This window comes from Actinomadura chokoriensis, assembly GCF_039529475.1.
In the GTDB taxonomy this organism is placed as follows: Bacteria; Actinomycetota; Actinomycetes; order Streptosporangiales; family Streptosporangiaceae; genus Spirillospora; species Spirillospora bangladeshensis.
This window is the reverse complement of sequence record NZ_BAAAMW010000019.1, coordinates 20,692-37,479: the sequence shown is the minus strand read 5'-3', so window position 1 is coordinate 37,479 and position 16,788 is coordinate 20,692. Positions and strand designations below refer to the sequence as shown.

The 16,788-nt window shown below is 74.0% G+C and carries 12 protein-coding genes; 3 read left to right on the top strand and 9 right to left on the bottom strand.

Annotated elements, in window-relative coordinates:
- Nucleotides 1-9: 9 nt before the first annotated feature.
- The gene (locus ABFX46_RS31475) at nt 10-825 is read left to right on the top strand and encodes an SAM-dependent methyltransferase (protein WP_346047551.1); all 816 of its coding nucleotides are present in this window, start codon (nt 10-12) and stop codon (nt 823-825) included.
- A gap of 71 nt (nt 826-896) precedes the next feature.
- Nucleotides 897-1,430 (top strand): carboxymuconolactone decarboxylase family protein, encoded by a 534-nt coding sequence (locus ABFX46_RS31470; RefSeq protein WP_346047550.1) that lies wholly within the window; start codon nt 897-899, stop codon nt 1,428-1,430.
- Nucleotides 1,431-1,960: 530 nt separating this feature from the next.
- Here the strand turns inward: ABFX46_RS31470 and ABFX46_RS31465 are convergent.
- The 3 genes from ABFX46_RS31465 to ABFX46_RS31455 form a co-directional block, all read right to left on the bottom strand.
- Nucleotides 1,961-2,437, bottom strand: a complete 477-nt coding sequence (locus ABFX46_RS31465) for a hypothetical protein (RefSeq protein ID WP_346047549.1) — start codon at nt 2,435-2,437, stop codon at nt 1,961-1,963.
- Between the two features lie 107 nt (nt 2,438-2,544).
- On the bottom strand, nt 2,545-4,215 hold the full coding sequence (locus tag ABFX46_RS31460) for a phospholipid carrier-dependent glycosyltransferase (protein ID WP_346047548.1): 1,671 nt from the start codon (nt 4,213-4,215) through the stop codon (nt 2,545-2,547).
- Complete coding sequence (locus ABFX46_RS31455; protein WP_346047547.1) at nt 4,215-5,873, bottom strand: alkaline phosphatase family protein; 1,659 nt, start codon at nt 5,871-5,873, stop codon at nt 4,215-4,217. The genes ABFX46_RS31460 and ABFX46_RS31455 overlap by 1 nt, the downstream gene beginning before the upstream one ends.
- A gap of 235 nt (nt 5,874-6,108) precedes the next feature.
- Here ABFX46_RS31455 and ABFX46_RS31450 point away from each other — a divergent pair, with 235 nt between their 5' ends.
- A complete protein-coding gene (locus ABFX46_RS31450) occupies nt 6,109-6,705 on the top strand; it encodes a dihydrofolate reductase family protein (RefSeq protein WP_346047546.1) in 597 nt (198 codons plus the stop codon).
- Between the two features lie 496 nt (nt 6,706-7,201).
- Here the strand turns inward: ABFX46_RS31450 and ABFX46_RS31445 are convergent, their stop codons facing one another.
- From ABFX46_RS31445 to ABFX46_RS31420, 6 genes are all read right to left on the bottom strand, one after another.
- The gene (locus ABFX46_RS31445; protein WP_346047545.1) at nt 7,202-8,077 is read right to left on the bottom strand and encodes a class II fructose-bisphosphate aldolase; all 876 of its coding nucleotides are present in this window, start codon (nt 8,075-8,077) and stop codon (nt 7,202-7,204) included.
- Nucleotides 8,055-8,978, bottom strand: coding sequence for a 1-phosphofructokinase family hexose kinase (locus ABFX46_RS31440; RefSeq protein WP_346047544.1), 924 nt, complete (start codon nt 8,976-8,978; stop codon nt 8,055-8,057). Before ABFX46_RS31440 ends, ABFX46_RS31445 begins: the two co-directional genes overlap by 23 nt.
- Nucleotides 8,975-9,868 carry an SIS domain-containing protein gene (locus ABFX46_RS31435; protein WP_346047543.1) on the bottom strand — a complete coding sequence of 298 codons (894 nt, stop codon included), beginning with the start codon at nt 9,866-9,868 and terminating at the stop codon, nt 8,975-8,977. Before ABFX46_RS31435 ends, ABFX46_RS31440 begins: the two co-directional genes overlap by 4 nt.
- Nucleotides 9,869-10,130: 262 nt before the next feature.
- Complete coding sequence (locus ABFX46_RS31430; RefSeq protein ID WP_346047542.1) at nt 10,131-13,190, bottom strand: discoidin domain-containing protein; 3,060 nt, start codon at nt 13,188-13,190, stop codon at nt 10,131-10,133.
- A gap of 12 nt (nt 13,191-13,202) precedes the next feature.
- The gene (locus tag ABFX46_RS31425) at nt 13,203-14,519 is read right to left on the bottom strand and encodes a discoidin domain-containing protein (protein ID WP_346047541.1); all 1,317 of its coding nucleotides are present in this window, start codon (nt 14,517-14,519) and stop codon (nt 13,203-13,205) included.
- Nucleotides 14,520-14,597: 78 nt separating this feature from the next.
- The gene (locus ABFX46_RS31420) at nt 14,598-16,772 is read right to left on the bottom strand and encodes a discoidin domain-containing protein (protein WP_346047540.1); all 2,175 of its coding nucleotides are present in this window, start codon (nt 16,770-16,772) and stop codon (nt 14,598-14,600) included.
- Nucleotides 16,773-16,788: the final 16 nt, after the last annotated feature.

The following is a 16,788-nucleotide window of genomic DNA, read 5'->3' as shown; positions in this document are numbered from 1 at the left end:
TGAGGCCGCATGAGCGCGGGTGGACGGGGCGGCGCGGACGACGGGATCCGCTCGGACCGCCCGGTGTCGGCGCGGGTCTGGGACTACTGGCTCGGCGGCAAGGACCACTACGAGGTGGACCGGATCGCGGGCGAGCAGGTCGCGCGGAGGGTCCCCGGGATCGTCGCCGCCGCCCGCACCGACCGGCTCTTCCTCGGCCGCTGCGTCCGCCACCTGGCCGGCGAGGAGGGCGTGCGGCAGTTCCTCGACATCGGCACCGGGCTGCCGACCGCCGACAACACCCACGAGATCGCCCAGCGGGTGGCGCCGGAGTCGCGCATCGTCTACGTCGACAACGATCCGCTGGTGCTCGCCCACGCGCGTGCGCTCCTCACGAGTTCTCCGGAGGGCGCGACGAGCTACATCGACGCCGACGTCCGCGACCCCGAGCGGATCCTCGACGAGGCCTCCGCGACGATCGACCTCGGCAAGCCCGTCGCCCTGATGATGCTCGCCCTGCTGCACCTCGTCACCGACGACGGCGAGGCGCGCGGCATCCTGGACCGGCTCGTCGGCGCGCTCGCCCCCGGCAGTTTCGTGGCGCTGTCGCACGCCTGCCTGGACGTGGACGTCACGCACGCCGCCGTCGAGGCGTGGAACGAGAGCGGCACCCCGCACCCGCTCAGGGCCCGGACCGCCGCGGAGATCGAGGCGCTGTTCGACGGCCTGGAATTGGTCGATCCCGGAGTGGTGTCGTGCTCCCGGTGGCGTCCCGAACCCAATCCGTGGGGCGAGCCGCAGGAGACCATGACCTTTTGTGGAGTGGCGAGAAAACTATCCGCCTGAGGGCGTTCGTACGAGGATAAGAGGAATTTCCGACATCGTTCCTCTGGAGGCGGTCCTTGGCGCATATCGAATTGGACGAGAATGTCCCCGGACTGCCGTCCCTGCTCCGGTTCCGGCCGGAGACGGCGGGCCCGCTCAGCGCGCTCGCCGACGCCCTGCTGCGCGGCCCCGGCCCGCTCGACCGGGGTGAGCGGGAGCTGATCGCCGCCTACGTGTCCGAGCTGAACGGCTGCCGCTTCTGCGCCTCCTCGCACGGCGCGTGCGCGGCCGCGCAACTGCCCGGCGGCATGACGCTCGTCCAGCAGGTCCACGCCGATCCCGAGGCCGCGCCCGTATCCGCCAAGCTCAGGGCGCTCCTCGCCATCGCCGGCGCCGTGCAGCGCGGCGGCCGCGAGGTCGGCGAGGCGCACATCGCGGCGGCGCGCGAGGCCGGCGCCACGGACGTCGAGATCCACGACGCGGTCCTCATCGCCGCCGCGTTCTGCATGTACAACCGGTACGTGGACGGCCTGGCGACCAGCGCCCCGGACGACCCGGCCGCGTACGCGCGGATGGCCGAGCGGCTCATCGCCCACGGGTACGGAAGCGCCGCCGCCCCGCGCTGAAACCGGTTGGCCGGCGGGGAGGACGGGCCGGGTGAAGATCAGGCTCGCCGGCGGTGTGGCGGCGTCGGGCCGGCACGCATGGATCGCCCGGCCATCCGGCCCGGCGCGGTTGCAGGCCGGTGCGGCGCCCGGGGCCGCCATCGCGCCCGGCCCGGACGGGGCCCCGGACGGGGCCCCGGACGCGGACGCGGAGCAGGCCGCCCGCGAGCTGCCCCGGCTGGACGCGGCGGGCGCGGGCGTCGACCTCGGCGCCGGTTTCCGCTCGGCGCGGCTGGACGGCGCGCACGGCGACCAGCGCGACGCCGTCCTCGCCGCGCTGCGGGTCGACGGCGCGCACCGGCTCGAGCAGCGGGCCGGCTCCCTGGTGGCGCTGTTCGGCCCTTTCCGCGCGGCCGCGGCCCGGCTCGGGGACCGGGAGGCTGCGGTGGCGTCCGGGACGCCGCCGACTGGGCCGACTACATGGGCAACTGCATCGCCGGCCCGGCCTACGTCGAGGAGGCCAGGGCCGGCCGGACGGTCCTCGCCGGCCTCTACGACGGCGACGGCCTGCTGCTCGCCAACGCCGAGCTCGCCGCGCCGCGCCGCGCCTCGTCGAGGAGACCGGCCCGGTGCTCGGCCCGCTCGCCCGCAGCGCGTGGGACGGCGCCGCCCCCGAGGCCCTCGGCGTGCTCCCCGCCGTCGCCGCGACCGCGCCGGACGCCGCGCTCGTCAAGGATCCGGACGTCGCCGGCGCCTACGCCGCGGACCTCGTGGTGCGCCGCGTCCGCCGGGCGATCGGGGCCCTCGCCGTCCGCGACGACCCGGTCATCGCGCACGCCCTCGCGCAGCCGTCGGCCGAGCCGCTCCTCTGCGCGCTCAACGTCGCCGCCACGTGCGGCGCCCCCGGCGCCGGCCTCGCACCCGTGGCGCCGCCACGCATGGTCACCGTCCCCGGCCACGACGCTCGCCGACGAGGACGGCCCCTGGCGGCGCGCCCTGCCCGCCGCCCGCGAGCTCGGCGCCGACACCTCCGTGTTCTGGGACGAGATCGCCGAGCACGGCCTGCGCGTCCCCGCGTCCTGGCTCGCGCACGGCGGCCGGCCGGCGCTCTGGTCGCGCCCGCCGCCGCCGACGGCTACGGCCGCCGGAAGATCGTGATCGAGTGGCCGACCTCGTCGATCGGTGTGCTGGAGGCGATCAGCGGGGTGAGCCGCGGGTCGTCCTTGGCGATCCAGCTGTCGGACACCACGAGCAGGCCGTGCACCCGGTCCGGGGGCACGGTGAGCGGGTCGGCCGCGCGGATGCCGTAGTACGACGGGACGCCGCTGCCCTTGTAGGCGAGCCAGACCCGCTGACCGGGATAGCGGTCGCGGAGCCGGTCGGCGAGCCGCCCCAGGTCCTGGCCCCAGTCGACGTTGGAGTCGTGCAGGTACAGGTGCGTCTTGGACGGCCCGCCGAACGCCTCGTTCGCGTAGGGGAGGTAGTACGGGAAGGCCCGCAGCGAACTGACCGCGGCGAACAGCACCAGCACGCCCACCGCGAGGCCCGCCGCCCGCCGGCGGACGAGCACGGCCCCGGCCGCCGCCACCGCCAGGAACATCGGGAGGAAGATCGCATACCGGACGCCGAGGTCGCGGGCCCCGGTCATCGCCGCCGCCAGCAGCACGGCCGCCGGAGCGAGGACGTACGGCGCGGCCGGGCGCAGCCGGGGCAGCAGCGCCATCGCGGCGACGCCCGCCGCCCAGAGGGCGAGCATCCCCAGCGGCGTCTTCACCAGCAGCGCGGCGGGCAGGTAGTACCAGCGCGAACCCCGGTAGGTGTCGCCGAACAGGAAGCTCGTCCACGTCAGGTCCTCGAAGCCGAACTGGACGCGCATCCCGTCCCGGAACGGTCCCGGGAACGGCAGCGCGTCGACGAGGAGGCCCCGGAGCCCGCCGATCGCCGGGACGCCGGCGGGCGCCGTCCACCGCAGGCGCGGATCGACGGCCAGGTACGCCGCCCACACCACCCCGGCGGCCAGCACGCCGGCGCCCGCGGCCGACAGCAGGGCGGCGGCGACGGGCCGCCTGGCATCGCGCGACCGGCACGACGTCCAGGCCGACACCGCCACCAGCGCCAGCAGCACCGGCACGGCCGGCAGCGCGCTCATCTTCGTCGCCGTCGCCGCGCCGAGCGCCAGCCCGGTGAGCGGGACGTAGAGCCGCGGCCGCCGCCGCGCCCGCCACGCGAGCCACGCCGACGTCAGCAGGAACCCGGCCGCGGGCACGTCGAGCGTCGCCAGCGAGCCGTGCGCGATGACGTCGGGGGAGAACGCGTAGAGGGCGAGCGCCGCCACGCCGCCGGCCGGTCCGGCGAGGTCGCGCGCGAACGCGAAGACGACCAGCCCGAACAGCAGCGTCAGGACGATGACCGGCAGCCGCGCGGCCAGCAGGACGCGCTGCGCGTCGTTGCCCGACGCGTACAGGAGGTGGGGCCCCACCTCCAGGTCGGTCCCGGTGAAGGAGGTGTCCAGGCGGGCGCCGCCGAGCACCGCCCCGGCACCGATGAGGATCTTGCCGAGCGGCGGGTGCTCGGGGTTGTACCGCAGGTCGTGGTCGCGCAGGTAGGTGACGCCCGTGCCGATGTACACGGGTTCGTCGACGGTCGGGGACTGGGCGACGGCCGTGGCGAGCATCGCGAACGCCATCTGCGCCAGCAGCGCCGCCACGACGGCGACCAGCGGCCACCGCCGGTTCCGGTGCGGCGCCCGGAACCGGCCGGCCGGTGCGTCACCGGGCGGCGCCGCCGGCTCCCCGACCGCGGTCATCAGCCGAAGGCGGTGAGGAAGCGGTCGCGGAACGCGCTCATCGGCCACACCGGGGAGTCCTTGCCGGGACGCAGGCCGTCCTGCCAGTTCCAGCCCGAGATCTTGCCGATGACGGCCTTGTCCTTGGCGACGACCGTGATGGGCACCTCCCGGCTCGCGCCCGCACCGGTGATGAGCGGCGCGGGCTGGTGGTCGCCGAGGAAGATGAGCACGGTCCTGTCATTCCCGTACGTCTCCAGGTACGACACCAGTGTGTTCAGCGTGTACTCGATCGACTTGCGGTACTCGGTGCGGATCTGGCCGCCGACCGGCCAGGGCGCGTCGTAGCCCTTGCCCATCCCGTTGAAGACCGAGCCGTCCCCGACCTTGTCCCACGGGACGAGCTGCGGGATGGACGCCCACGGTGCGTGGCTCGACACCAGCGCCGTCTCCGCCATCACCGGCGGCCGGTCCTTCTTCGCCAGCTCGGTGCGCTGCAGCGTCGACAGGGTGTACTGGTCCGGCATGGTCGCGAAGCTGAACCGGGGGCCGCGGTATCCGAGGTTCCGGTCGTCGTACACCTTGTCGTACCCGTAGAACTCCCCCTCGGGCCAGGCCCGCGTGATCGCCGGCATCAGCGCCACCGTCCGCGCGCCGGCCTTGTGGAAGGCGCCGTTCAGCGTCAGCCGATCGCTGTTCACGAGCGTCCGGTACCGCTGCTGGTTGTTGATCCACAGCCCGGACAGCAGCGTCGCGTGCGCGAGCCAGCTGCCGCCGCCCGCCGTGGACGAGGTGAGCCATCCGCTGCGTGCGGCGAACCCGGCCTCGCGGAGCCGCTGCGACCCCTGGTCCAGGACGGCGTCGACCCGCGGCGCGTACTGCGGGCTCTCCACCGCCGAACGCCCGTAGCTCTCCACGAACGCCAGGAGGACGTCCTTGCCGCGCAGCCCCGCCAGCAGCCTGTCGCCCGGCGTGTCCCGGAACCTGTCGACGGCGGCGGCCTTCGCGAACTCCTCCCGGTCGTCCAGGCTCGCCCGCACCGCCCGCGCGTGGTCGTAGGCGAGCACCGCCGCGCTCCGGGACGCGACCGGCACGCCGTGGACGATCTGCGCGCCGAGCACGGCGCACACGACCCAGGCCGTCCCCAGCACGGCCGCCGCCCGCGCCGCCGCCCGGTCGTGCCGGACGATCACCCGGCTGAGGCGCAGCGCCGACAGCGACATCAGCGCGATCACCCCGGCCGCCAGCACCGCGGTGAGGACCACGGCGGCGATCGCGCCGGCCCGCCCGGCGGACTCGTCCACGAACTCCACGGCCGGCCCCAGCAGCGGCCAGTCGAGCACCAGGTCGAACGGCCGGACGAGCACGGCGTCGAAGCCGATGTCCAGCACCTTCAGCACGAGCACCAGGCCGAGGACGGCCCCGGCCGTCCCCGCCGCGTAGCGCCGCGCCCGCCCCCGCACCACGAGGATCAGCGCGACGCCGACGACCCCTTCGACGGGGATGCGCACGAACGCCCCCGGCGTCAGCCGGGCGAACTCGGCCGGCGTGACGAGCGCGAGCAGCACGAGCAGGAACGCCGCGCCGGTCACCGTCCGCGCCGCGATCCGCCTGCGCCGCCCGCCGCCCGCGTCCCGCCCTGCGGCCTGCCCTGCGGCCTGCCCGTCTTCGTCTGTCACCCGCTCCGCGCGGCTATCGGTGGTCAGCTCGTCCTCCCGAGGTCCGGTCCCGCCCGCCGCGTACGCGACAACAACAGCACGTCCGCCCGCCGCCCGCCGGTTCAACCCGTCCCCGATGAGATCGGCGGGGTATGCCGGTCGGAAATTCAGTCTCGCCGGGATGTCGAGGACGCGGGCGCGGCTCCGATCCATTCATGAGCGGCGCCACCCGGGCGCCCGAGAAGGAGGTACGGACATGAGCAAGGTCACCTGTGACATCGGGATCTCCGTGGACGGCTTCGTCGCCGGCCCGGACCAGCGGCTGGAGGAGCCGCTCGGCGACGGCGCCGAGCGGCTCCACCGGTGGATGTTCGAGCAGCGCGAGGCCAACGCCGAGGCCATCGAGAAGATCACGGACGCCGGCGCCTTCATCATGGGCCGCAACATGTTCGGCCCGGTGCGCGGCCCCTGGGACGGCTCGGACTGGACCGGCTGGTGGGGCGAGGAGCCGCCCTACCACGCGCCCGTGTTCGTCCTGACCCATCACGAGCACGAGCCGATCCCGATGAAGGGCGGAACCACGTTCTACTTCGTCACCGACGGGATCGAGTCGGCCATGGCGCGGGCGCGGGAGGCGGCGGGCGCCGCGGACATCGCGGTCGCGGGCGGCGCGCAGACTGTTGACCAGTACCTCGCCGCCGGGATGATCGACGAGCTGCGGCTGCACATCGCGCCGATCGTCCTCGGCGCCGGGGAGCGGCTGTTCACCGGCGTCGGCGACCTCGGGCTCGAACCGGTCGCGGTCTCCCACACCGACCTCGTCACCCACGTGACCTACCGGGTCGGCCGGTAAAGGACCAAGGTCCCCGCAGGTCGGGGACGGTCGCCTCGGGTAAGGACGCACGGAGTGGCGCAGAGTCGGAAGGGCAGGAGAACCGGGGCGGACCACGCGAAAGGGACGGCATGTACACCGACAGGAGCGAGGCGGGGCGCTGGCTCGGGCGCCGCCTGCGGCGGCACCGTACCCAGGACGCGGTGGTGATCGCGGCGCGGCCGGGCGCCGTCCCCATCGCCTACGAGGTGGCGGTGGCGCTGGACGCGCCGCTGGAGCTGGCCGGCCGGCCGCCGGCCGGGCCGCTAGGCGGCCGGACGGCGATCATCGTGGTCGAGGGCGTGGCGACCGGCCGGACGGCGCGCGCGGCGTGCGAGGCCGCGCGCGCACGCGGCGCCCGCAGGGTCGTGCTGGCGGTGCCGGTCGGGGCGCCCGGGGCCGTCGACGCGCTCCGCGACGCCGCCGACGAGGTGGAGCGCCCCCTCACCCCCTGCTACTTCGACGCGATCGGCGACTACTACCTGGACGACTCGCCCGTCACGGCGGACGAGGTGGCCCGGCTGCTCGACGCCGCCCCGATCACCCCGAGGAGCCGGGCGACCTCGGCGGCGACCGCGTCCCGGCCCGCCGCGATATAGCGGCGCGGGTCGACCAGGGCGGGGTCGGCGCCGAGCCGCTCCCGGACGGCGCCGGTGTAGACCTTGTTCAGCTGCGTCGCGACGTTGATCTTCACCATGCCGTGCTCCACGGCCGCGGTGAGCGCCCGGTCGGGCACGCCGGACGAGCCGTGCAGCACCAGCGGCACCGGGACGGCCGCCGCCAGCCGGGCGATGAGCGGCAGGTCCAGGACGGTGTCGCGGGTGAGCATGGCATGCGACGTGCCGACCGCGACGGCCAGCGCGTCCACGCCCGTGGCGGCCGCGTAGCGGGCCGCGTCGCCGGGGTCGGTGCGGGCGTGCGGGGCGTGCACGCCGTCCTTGCCGCCGATCTCGCCGAGCTCCGCCTCCACCCAGACGCCGTCCGCATGGCAGCGGGCGGTGACCTCGGCGGTCGCCGCCACGTTCGCGCCGTGCGGCAGCCCGGACGCGTCGAACATCACCGACCCGAACCCGAGGGCGACCGCCTCGCGGACGAGGTCCGGCGACGTCGCGTGGTCCAGATGCGCGACGACCGGCACGGCGGCGGCCCGCGCGACCGCCAGCACGGCCTGCCCGATCGGCGCGAGCGCGCCGTGGTAGGCGACGCAGTTCTCACTGACCTGGAGCACCACGGGCGTGCCCGCCCGCTCCGCGCCGGCGGCGATCGCCTCGGCGTGCTCGACCTGGATCACGTTGAACGCGCCCAGCCCGTGTCCGGGCGCGGGGACGGCGTCAGGCATGGGGACGAGCGGCATGGTCCTCCTCGGTCCGGAGGGTGACGCGCGCGAGGAGCGCGGGGAGGGCGGCGGCGTCGATCTCGCCGGCCACGGGGGAGCGGACCGCGCAGGCGGCGAGCGCGACCGCGCGCCGGAGCCGCTCCGGCCACGGCAGGCCGCCCGCCAGGCCCGACGCCAGCGCGGCGACGAGCGCGTCGCCCGCGCCCGTCGGATTGCCGGGCACCGGGCGGTCGAGGGCGGCGCGCAGGACGCCGTCGGGGGTGCCGGCGACCACGCCGTCCGGTCCGAGGGAGGCGACCACGGCGCCCGCGCCCGCCGCGCGGAGCGTCCGGATCCCCTCGGCCGTGCCGCCGGCCCCGCTCGCGCGGGCCAGCTCCTCGGCGTTCGGCTTCACCACGTCGGGACGGCCGGCGACGCCGAGCCGCAGCGCCTCCCCGTCGGCGTCCAGGATCACCGGACCGGGCGCGCGCCGGGCCAGCTCGGCGTAGGCGTCCGGCGGGACGCCCGGCGGCAGGCTCCCCGACAGGACGACCACGGCGGCCTCCCCGACGAGGGCCTCGTAGTGGCCGAGGAACGCGCCCCACTCCGCGGCCGTCACGGCGGGGCCCGGCTCGCAGAACATCGTGACCTCGGGGCCGACGACCGTGACCGTCCGGCGCGACTCCGCCGCCACCGGGCTGAACGACGCGGGCACGCCGAGCGCGTCGAGCCCCTCCTCGATCTGCCGGCCCGCCGCGCCGCCGGCCAGCCCCGCGGCGACCACCTCGTGGCCGAGCCCGTGCAGCACCCGCGCGACGTTGACGCCCTTGCCGCCCGGCCGCCGGTGCACCGCCGCGACCCGGTTGACCCCGCCGGACCGCGCGTCCGGCACCTCGTAGGTGTCGTCGAGCGCCGCGTTCAGCGTGACGGTGACGATCATGTGCCGGCGTCCAGGACCACCGAGCGGGTCAGGTGCCGGGGCCGCTCGGGGTCCAGTCCCGCCGCCTCCGCGCGCGCCACCGCGAGCCGCTGCACCCGGACCAGCTCGGCGAGCGGGTCGGCGGCGGACGCGCGCAGCGTCCCGCCGGTGGCCGCGATCTGGCCGGCGAGGCCGTCCGGGAGGCCGCCGAACGCCCACACCGCCCGGCCGGGTCCGGTGATGCTGATCGGGCCGTGCCGGTACTCCATCGCCGGGTACGCCTCCGTCCAGGCGCCCGCCGCCTCGCGCATCTTCAGCGCGGCCTCCCGCGCGATCCCGACCGTCCAGCCGCGGCCGAGGAACGTGACCTGCTCCGCCTCCAGCAGCTCCGCCGGCGGCGGGTCCGCCGCGGCGGCCTCGGCGTCGGCGATCGCGGCCGCCAGGTCCTCGCCCAGGTGGGCGCGCAGCAGCGCCAGCTGGGTGGTGGCGAACCGGGTCTGGACGACCGACTCCTCGTCGGCGAACTCCAGCGCGATGACCCGCCCGGCGCTCTTGGACACCGGGGTGTCCGGGTCGGCGGTGATCGCGGTGGTCGGCACGGTGCCGCCGAGCCGGCCCAGGACGTCCAGGACCTCGGTCGTCGTCCCGGACCGGGTCAGCGCCAGCACCCGGTCGTAGCGGCGGCCGCGCGGCATCTCCGAGGCGGCGAACGCGTCGGTCTCCCCGTGGCCGGCGGCCTCCCGCAGCGCGGCGTACGCCTGCGCCATGTACAGCGAGGTGCCGCACCCGACGACCGCCGCGCGCTCCCCGCGCCCCGGCAGCGCGTCCCCCACCCGCGCCGCCATCGCGGCGGCCCGCCCCCAGCACGCCGGCTGCGCGGCGATCTCGGCCATGATGCGGTTGTCGGCCATGAAATCTCCTGACATCAATCGACCCCTTCCGAGCATGAACGAGCATCCGGTCGCCTGGCCCTGGCGAAGAAGTGACATCACCGTGCTGAGACTCTATGTTCATACATGCTCGGAAACAAAGAGCAGTGAGCATAAACCGTCATCCACGCCGCTGGGTGGAGCGCGCCGCAGCGCCTACGGCGGCCTCGCCTGGCGGATCCGGATGCGAAGACGGCCGAAGGCCCGCGCCGGGCGGTGTGCCCGGCGCGGGCCTTCGCCATGGTCACCAGCCCTGGAGGCCGGCGCCGTAGGGGTAGAGCGGATCGCCGTAGTCGGTCGGAGGCGGCTGGCCCGCGTCGATGCGGGCGCGGATGTCGGCGCGTTCGGCGGCGGTCGCGCCGAGGTCGTAGGGCAGGTTCCAGTCCTCGACTGCGTCCTCGGGCCGGTCGGTGCCGCCCGGCGTGAGGATCTGGTCGACGCCGCGCGGCAGCTGCCAGGGCAGCCGCCCGCGCGGCGCATAGTCGCCGAAGAGCAGGCCCGCCGTCGCCGGCCCGACCTCCTCACCGCCCCGGTAGGTCATCACGATGGCGTCGGCCAGGCCGTTCCATTCGCCGATGACCGTCGGACGCGGCAGGGCCATCACCACGACCACCGGTACGCCCTGGTCGTGGAACTGCCGGATGAGGGCGAGCTGGTCGGGCGGCAGGTAGGGCTGCTCGTTCACCCACGCCGTCCGGTGCGTGTACGACGGCTCGCCGACCGCGACCACGGCCAGGTCGGGGGAGGGGGCGCTGTCCTGGTGGACGGTCACGCCCGCCTTCGCCGCCCGCGCCTTGATCGCGTCCAGCAGCGTGAGCGAGCCGTAGTTCGCGTGGAAGTAGCTCGTCCAGATGCAGCACGCGGAGCCGTCGGTGGCGCGCGGACCCGCCACCACGATGTCGTCTCCCTCCTTCAGCCTGATCGGCAGGACGCCGTCGTTCTTCAGCAGCGTGAGCGACTCGCGCGCCGCCTGGTTCGCCAGCGCCGCGTAGGACGGCTGGTGGAACCGGTACGGCCCGTTCACCGGGTCGCCGTACGGCCGGTCGAAGACGCCGAGCTTGAACTTCAGCCGCAGCACCCGGGCGACCGCGTCGTTGATCCGGCCGATCGGCACCTGCGCGATGAGGTCGGCCATGGAGAACCCGGACGCGCCGGGATCGGCGCCGCCCATCACGTCCGACCCGGCGTTCGCCGCGCTCACCCACGCGCTCGACGGCAGCCAGTCGGTCGTGATCAGCCCCGTGTAGCCGAGGTCCTCGCGCAGGTACCGCAGGATCGGCGCGCTGTTCCCCGCGCCCGGCCCGCCCGGGTCGAGGTAGGAGCTGCCCGCGTAGCCGGGCATGATGTTCACGGCGCCCGCGTCGAGCGCCGCCCGCCACGGGATCATGTGGTACTTGATCGTCACCGCGTCGTAGGTGATGCCGGCCTCGCCGCCGGCCCCCTCGCCCGGCCAGTGCTTGACGGTCGCGAGGACGGAGCCCGGGTTCAGCTCCGGCCCGCCCTGCAACCCTGCCACCAGCGCCCGCACCTGAGCGGCCGCCACCTGCGCGTTCTCGCCGTTGCCCTCCTGGATCCGCGGATACAGCACCTTGGTGCCGACCTCCGCGAGCGGCCCGAGGACGCCGCGCGCCCCGACCTCCAGCTCCTCGCGGCGCTGCATGTCGCCCAGCCTGTAGTCGAGCGGGTAGTCCTTCGCCGCGGCCAGGGCGCTCTGCAGCGGATAGGTCGTCTCGTAGCCCGCGATCGTGTCGCCGGCCGACACCGGCGGGATCCCGAGCCGGGTGCCCGCCGCGCCGCGCAGGACGTTGTGCAGGTCGGCGGGCTGGGCCGGGCCGAAGTGCCAGCCGGACGCGGCGTAGGACTGCGCGTTGTAGAACATCTGGTACGCCTTCTCCTCGGTGGTCATCCGGCCGAGAAGGTCGTCCACGCGGTCCTCGACGGGCCGCCGCCAGTCCTCGTACGGCTCGATCGAGCCGTTCTTGTCGAGGTCGCGGGCGCCGTTGACCACGTTGACGCCGTCGTCCACGGTCTCGATCTCGGGGAGGTAGACGCTGAACGTGCGGATGGCCGACGTGGTCCGCGCGCCGGAGCCGCTCACCGCGACGACGTACCACTTGTACGTCCAGCGGTCGCCGATGTCCCAGGACGGCGTGTAGCTCGTCCCGGACGTCTCGGCCACCTTGGTGTAGAGGTCCAGCAGCGGACCGGGCGCCGTGAAGTCGTAGTCGGTGCGGCTCACGTTGATCCATACCTCGTAGCGGGCGGTGCCGGAGACGCCCGCCCACGACAGGGCGGGCCGCCGGGTGCTGGTGACCATCGCGTGGTCGGCGGGCGCCGACAGCGCGAACTGCCCGGTCGTCCCCGGCGCCTTCGCCGGCGGGGACAGCAGCGGGGGAGTGCCGGCCGAGGAGTCGACGCTGCCGAAGACCTGGAACTCCCACAGCGAGTACCCGTAACCGGTCGCGCGCTTCGTCCCCGTGAACCGGATGTAACGGCCCTTCCCCGTCACGCCGAGTTTCTCGGTACCTCCCTTGCCCGCCGTCGTGGAGTAGATCGTCGTCCAGGACGTCCCGTCGGCGGACACCTCGATGCGGTAGCCGGTCGCGTAGGCCGCCTCCCAGTCGAGCGTCACGCCGGTGATGGCGGCGGTGCCGCCGAGGTCGACCCGGAGCCACTGGTCGTCGCTGAACCCGCTCGACCAGCGGGTGGTGGTGCGGCCGTCCAGCGCCGCAGCCGGAGCGTTGCCGCCCTCCCAGGAGGAGGCCGCCACCTGCTTGAACGCCGAGATCGGCGTCCCGCCGGCCGGCGGCTCGGTGCCGTCGCCGCCGTACACCGAGAACTCCCACAGCGAGTACCCGTAGCCGGTGGCGCGGGCCGTCCCGTACATGCGGATGTAGCGGCCGTTACCGGTGACGTCCAGGGTCTGGGTACCGCCGGTACCGGTCGTGGTGGAGTAGATGGTCGTCCAGGTTGAGTCGTCGCCGGAGACCTGGATCTGGAAGGCGGTCCCGTAGGCCGCCTCCCAGTTCAGGACGACCTGGCTGATGCTCCTGGTCCCGCCCAGGTCGATCCGCACCCACTGCGGATCACCGAAGGCGCTGGACCAGCGCGTGCCGGTGTCGCCGTCCACGACCGCGGTCGCGGGGAAGGCGGCGCTCTCGGTGGACGACGCCGTCGCCGGCCGTCCCAGGGACAGCAGCGTCGCCGCGTGCGCGGTGCGCCCGGGGACGGCCAGGAGCGCGGCGAGCACCGCCAGGACCGCCAGGACGGAGAGGACGCTCGTGAACCGCCGGGGTGCGGTCATCGGAACCTCCCGCTACCAGCCGACGGCGACGAGGAGGTACTGCGGGTCGCCGTGGGACACGAACGAGGACTGGTCGGCGTAGTCGTCGTACGGGAAGCCGTAGGCGCGGTGGCCGATCCCGTGGTCGTGCCAGAACTTCGCGTAGTAGTTGGCGGGCGCCGCCTTGTAGAACAGCGACGGGTCGGACCACTGCGACTGCGGCAGCTGCGCCACGTGCCGGTTGATCGCCGAGCACTTGGCGGCGTCCTCCCGGAGCGGCCCCGCGCAACCGGTGACCTCCTGGGTCGTGGCGGAGACGCCGACGGACGCGGCGTAGCCGGTGAAGTAGTCCGCGTGCGCGCCGCCGGGCTGGAACGCGGGCGCGTTCCCCGGCGACGGGATCCGGTACGGGGCGTCGACGGTGGCGAGGGAGTCGAATTCGGCCGGGACCTCGTTCATGAACCGCTGGAAGGTGGCCGAGCGGTCCTCGGCGAAGATGGCCTGCTCCTCGCCGACCGACACGTCGTACCCGTCGTGCGCGTGCAGCCGCATGGCGAGCTTGAGGCCGAAGCCGTCGACCCGGGTGGTGTTGCCGTTGAAGACGTCCGCGCCGACCGTGAACTCGATGAAGTCCTGGTAGCGGCTGTTCGGTGAGCCGAGGTAGAAGTACATCCGGCCGGCCGAGTTGACCGGCATGTCCAGATACGGCTGCTCGGCGATGGAATGCGTCTGGCCGTTGAAGCTCCAGTACACCTGGCTGTCGGGGTACTTTCCGTTCGTCCGGTTGAGCACCTTCACGGTGAGGACGTTCCGCGCCGGCGGGATGGTCGACGTGTCGCCCCAGAAGTCGTCGTCGGCCGGCGGCGTGGTCGAGCCCGTCGTGTGCACGGCGATCCCGAACAGGGAGTAGCCCCATTGGGTGGCGCGGGTGGTTCCGTACATGCGGATGTAGCGGCCGTTGCCGGTGACGGTGAGGGACTGGTTGCCGCCCGTGCCGGCGCTGGTGGAGTAGATGGTCGTCCAGGTGGAGGCGTTGTCGGAGACCTGGATCTGGAACGCCGTGGCGTAGGCGGTTTCCCAGTTGAGGACGACTTGGCAGATGTCCTGGGTGGAGCCGAGGTCGACTTGGAGCCATTGGGGGTCGCTGAAGGCGCTGGACCAGCGGGTCGCGGTGTTGCCGTCGACGGCTGCGGAGGCGGGGAAGGAGGCGTTCTCGGTGGACGAGGCGGTCGCCGGGCGGTTCAGCGCCGCGTCCGACGTGCCGCACGCGGCGGCGTTCGCCGGCGCGCCGAGCGCCATCGCGGCGGGGAGGAGGAGCAGCAGGGAGGTCATCGCGGCGGGGAGCTTCATGGACATCTCCACATCGAGGGGGTGGGGTTCCCTGCGGGCCCGCCCGACCGCGGGCCCGCAGGGATGGTCGGCCGAGGATCAGGGGAAGGCGACCACGTTGGCCGGGACGGTGTCCGTGCCGGACGCCTCCGGGCCGGTGTCGTTGATGACGTGGCGGATCGTGCCGTTGCCGCCCAATGACACCGTCAGCAGGTCGTGGAACCGGACGCCCGACCGGTTCGGCACCTCGAAGCCGCGCGCGGCCGCGATCGACGGGTTCACGTTGAAGTAGCAGTAGCTGCCGAGGCCCCAGCCCTCGTGGGTGGTGACCGAATCGGCGACCTTGTAGGCGGCGTAGCCGTCCGGCGAGTCGCTCCGCCACGCGGACTGGCTCGGCGGGTCGTACGGCATCTCGTTCTGGAAGAAGATCGTCTTGCCGCCGTCGCCGTTCCACACCACCTGGTACTTCTGGTAGTGCTCGACGAACAGCCCGTACGCGGTCACGTCGTCGCCGTTGACGATCACGCCGTTGTCGGCGGTGTTGACCGTCCAGCCGACCCCGGCGCCGTGGTCGGCGCGCCACGCCCAGATGTGGTCGAGGATCGCGTCGTCGCTGTTGACGACCAGGCTCTTGGACGCCTTGCCGGGCCCGGCGCCGCCGATCCGGAAGAACACGTCCTGCACGGACGAGGGGTCGCCCGCGTGGTCGGCGCCCGCGCCGTCCGGCCCGAGCCGCAGCAGCACCGGCGAGTCGACCGGTCCGGCGTCGAACAGCATCCCGGCGAGCTTGACGCCGTCGACGTCGGCGACCGTCATCGCGGTGACGCCGTTGTCGGGGATGAGCGTCGGATACCCGATGCCCAGCACGACGGTGTCGGGGCGCGTCACGTTGATCGTCTGGCTCAGGTGGTAGATGCCGGGCGTGAACAGCAGGTTCAGGCCCTGGCTCAGCGCCGTGTTGATGGTGGCCGCCGAGTCGGACGGCTTGGCGACGTAGAACCGCGACAGCGGGACGGACGAGCCGGGCGTCGGGCCGCCGGACCAGGTCGTCCCGTGCGAGTCGCGCCGCAGCGCCGGGACGAACACCTGGTAGGCCCCGCCCGAGTCGACGTACAGGTACGGCTTCTCGCGCGTCACCGGGCTCGTGCCGAGCGTCGTGTACGGCGGGTTCGGGAAGCCCTGCGCGGGGGCGCCGTCGACGCCGGAGAACACCATGTTCCACACGCCGTTGAGGTTGCCGCCGATCTGGCTGTCGCGCGTCAGCCACTGCTGCTGCGAGTACGGCTGCACCTGCCCGTCGACCTTGGAGTCGGCGATGTAGCCGCCGCTCGCCCAGCCGTAGCCGCTCGGCGCGAGGTTCAGGTCGCCGCGCACGTGGACGCGCCGGAACGGCGCCGCCTGCGACACCGCCCACCGGTCCGCGCCGCCGGACGGGCTGATCGACAGGTTCTCGGCGGACCGCCAGAAGTTCTGCGTGGCGTTGCCGCCGAACCAGCCCGCGTCCACGGTGACGCCGCCGTTGATGGTGACGTCGTCGGGGTTGCGGCCGAGGCCCGCGATCGAGGTGTAGAACCCGATGTTCGCGTTGACGTTGTAGCTGCCGGGCTTGAACAGCAGCGCGTACCGCGCCGTCCCGAACTGGTTGCTCTCCTGCTCGCGGAACACCGCGTCGAGCCTGCCCTGGACGTCGGACGCGCTCATCGACGGGTCGAACACGATCACGTTCGGTCCGAGGCCGCCGCCGCCGGGCAGCGTCCCGCCACCGCCGGAACCGGTGTGCACGGCCATCCCGAACAGGGAGTAGCCCCATTGGGTGGCGCGGGTGGTTCCGTACATGCGGATGTAGCGGCCGTTGCCGGTGACGGTGAGGGTCTGGTTTCCGCCGGTGCCGGCGCTGGTGGAGTAGATGGTCGTCCAGGTGGAGGCGTTGTCGGAGACCTGGATCTGGAACGCCGTGGCGTAGGCGGTTTCCCAGTTGAGGACGACTTGGCAGATGTCCTGGGTGGAGCCGAGGTCGATTTGGAGCCATTGGGGGTCGCTGAAGGCGCTGGACCAGCGGGTCGCGGTGTTGCCGTCGACGGCGGCGGAGGCGGGGAAGGAGGCGTTCTCGGTGGACGAGGCGGTCGCCGGGCGGTTCAGCGCCGCGTCCGACGTGCCGCAGGCCGCCGCGGCGGCGCGTCCGGCGGGGACGGCGAGCGCGGCGGCGAGCAGGAGCGCGAACAGGGCCGCCGGCCAGGCTCTCCTGGGCGGCGCGTGGGGCGGGACGGGATGCATGCGCATCTCCTTCGGG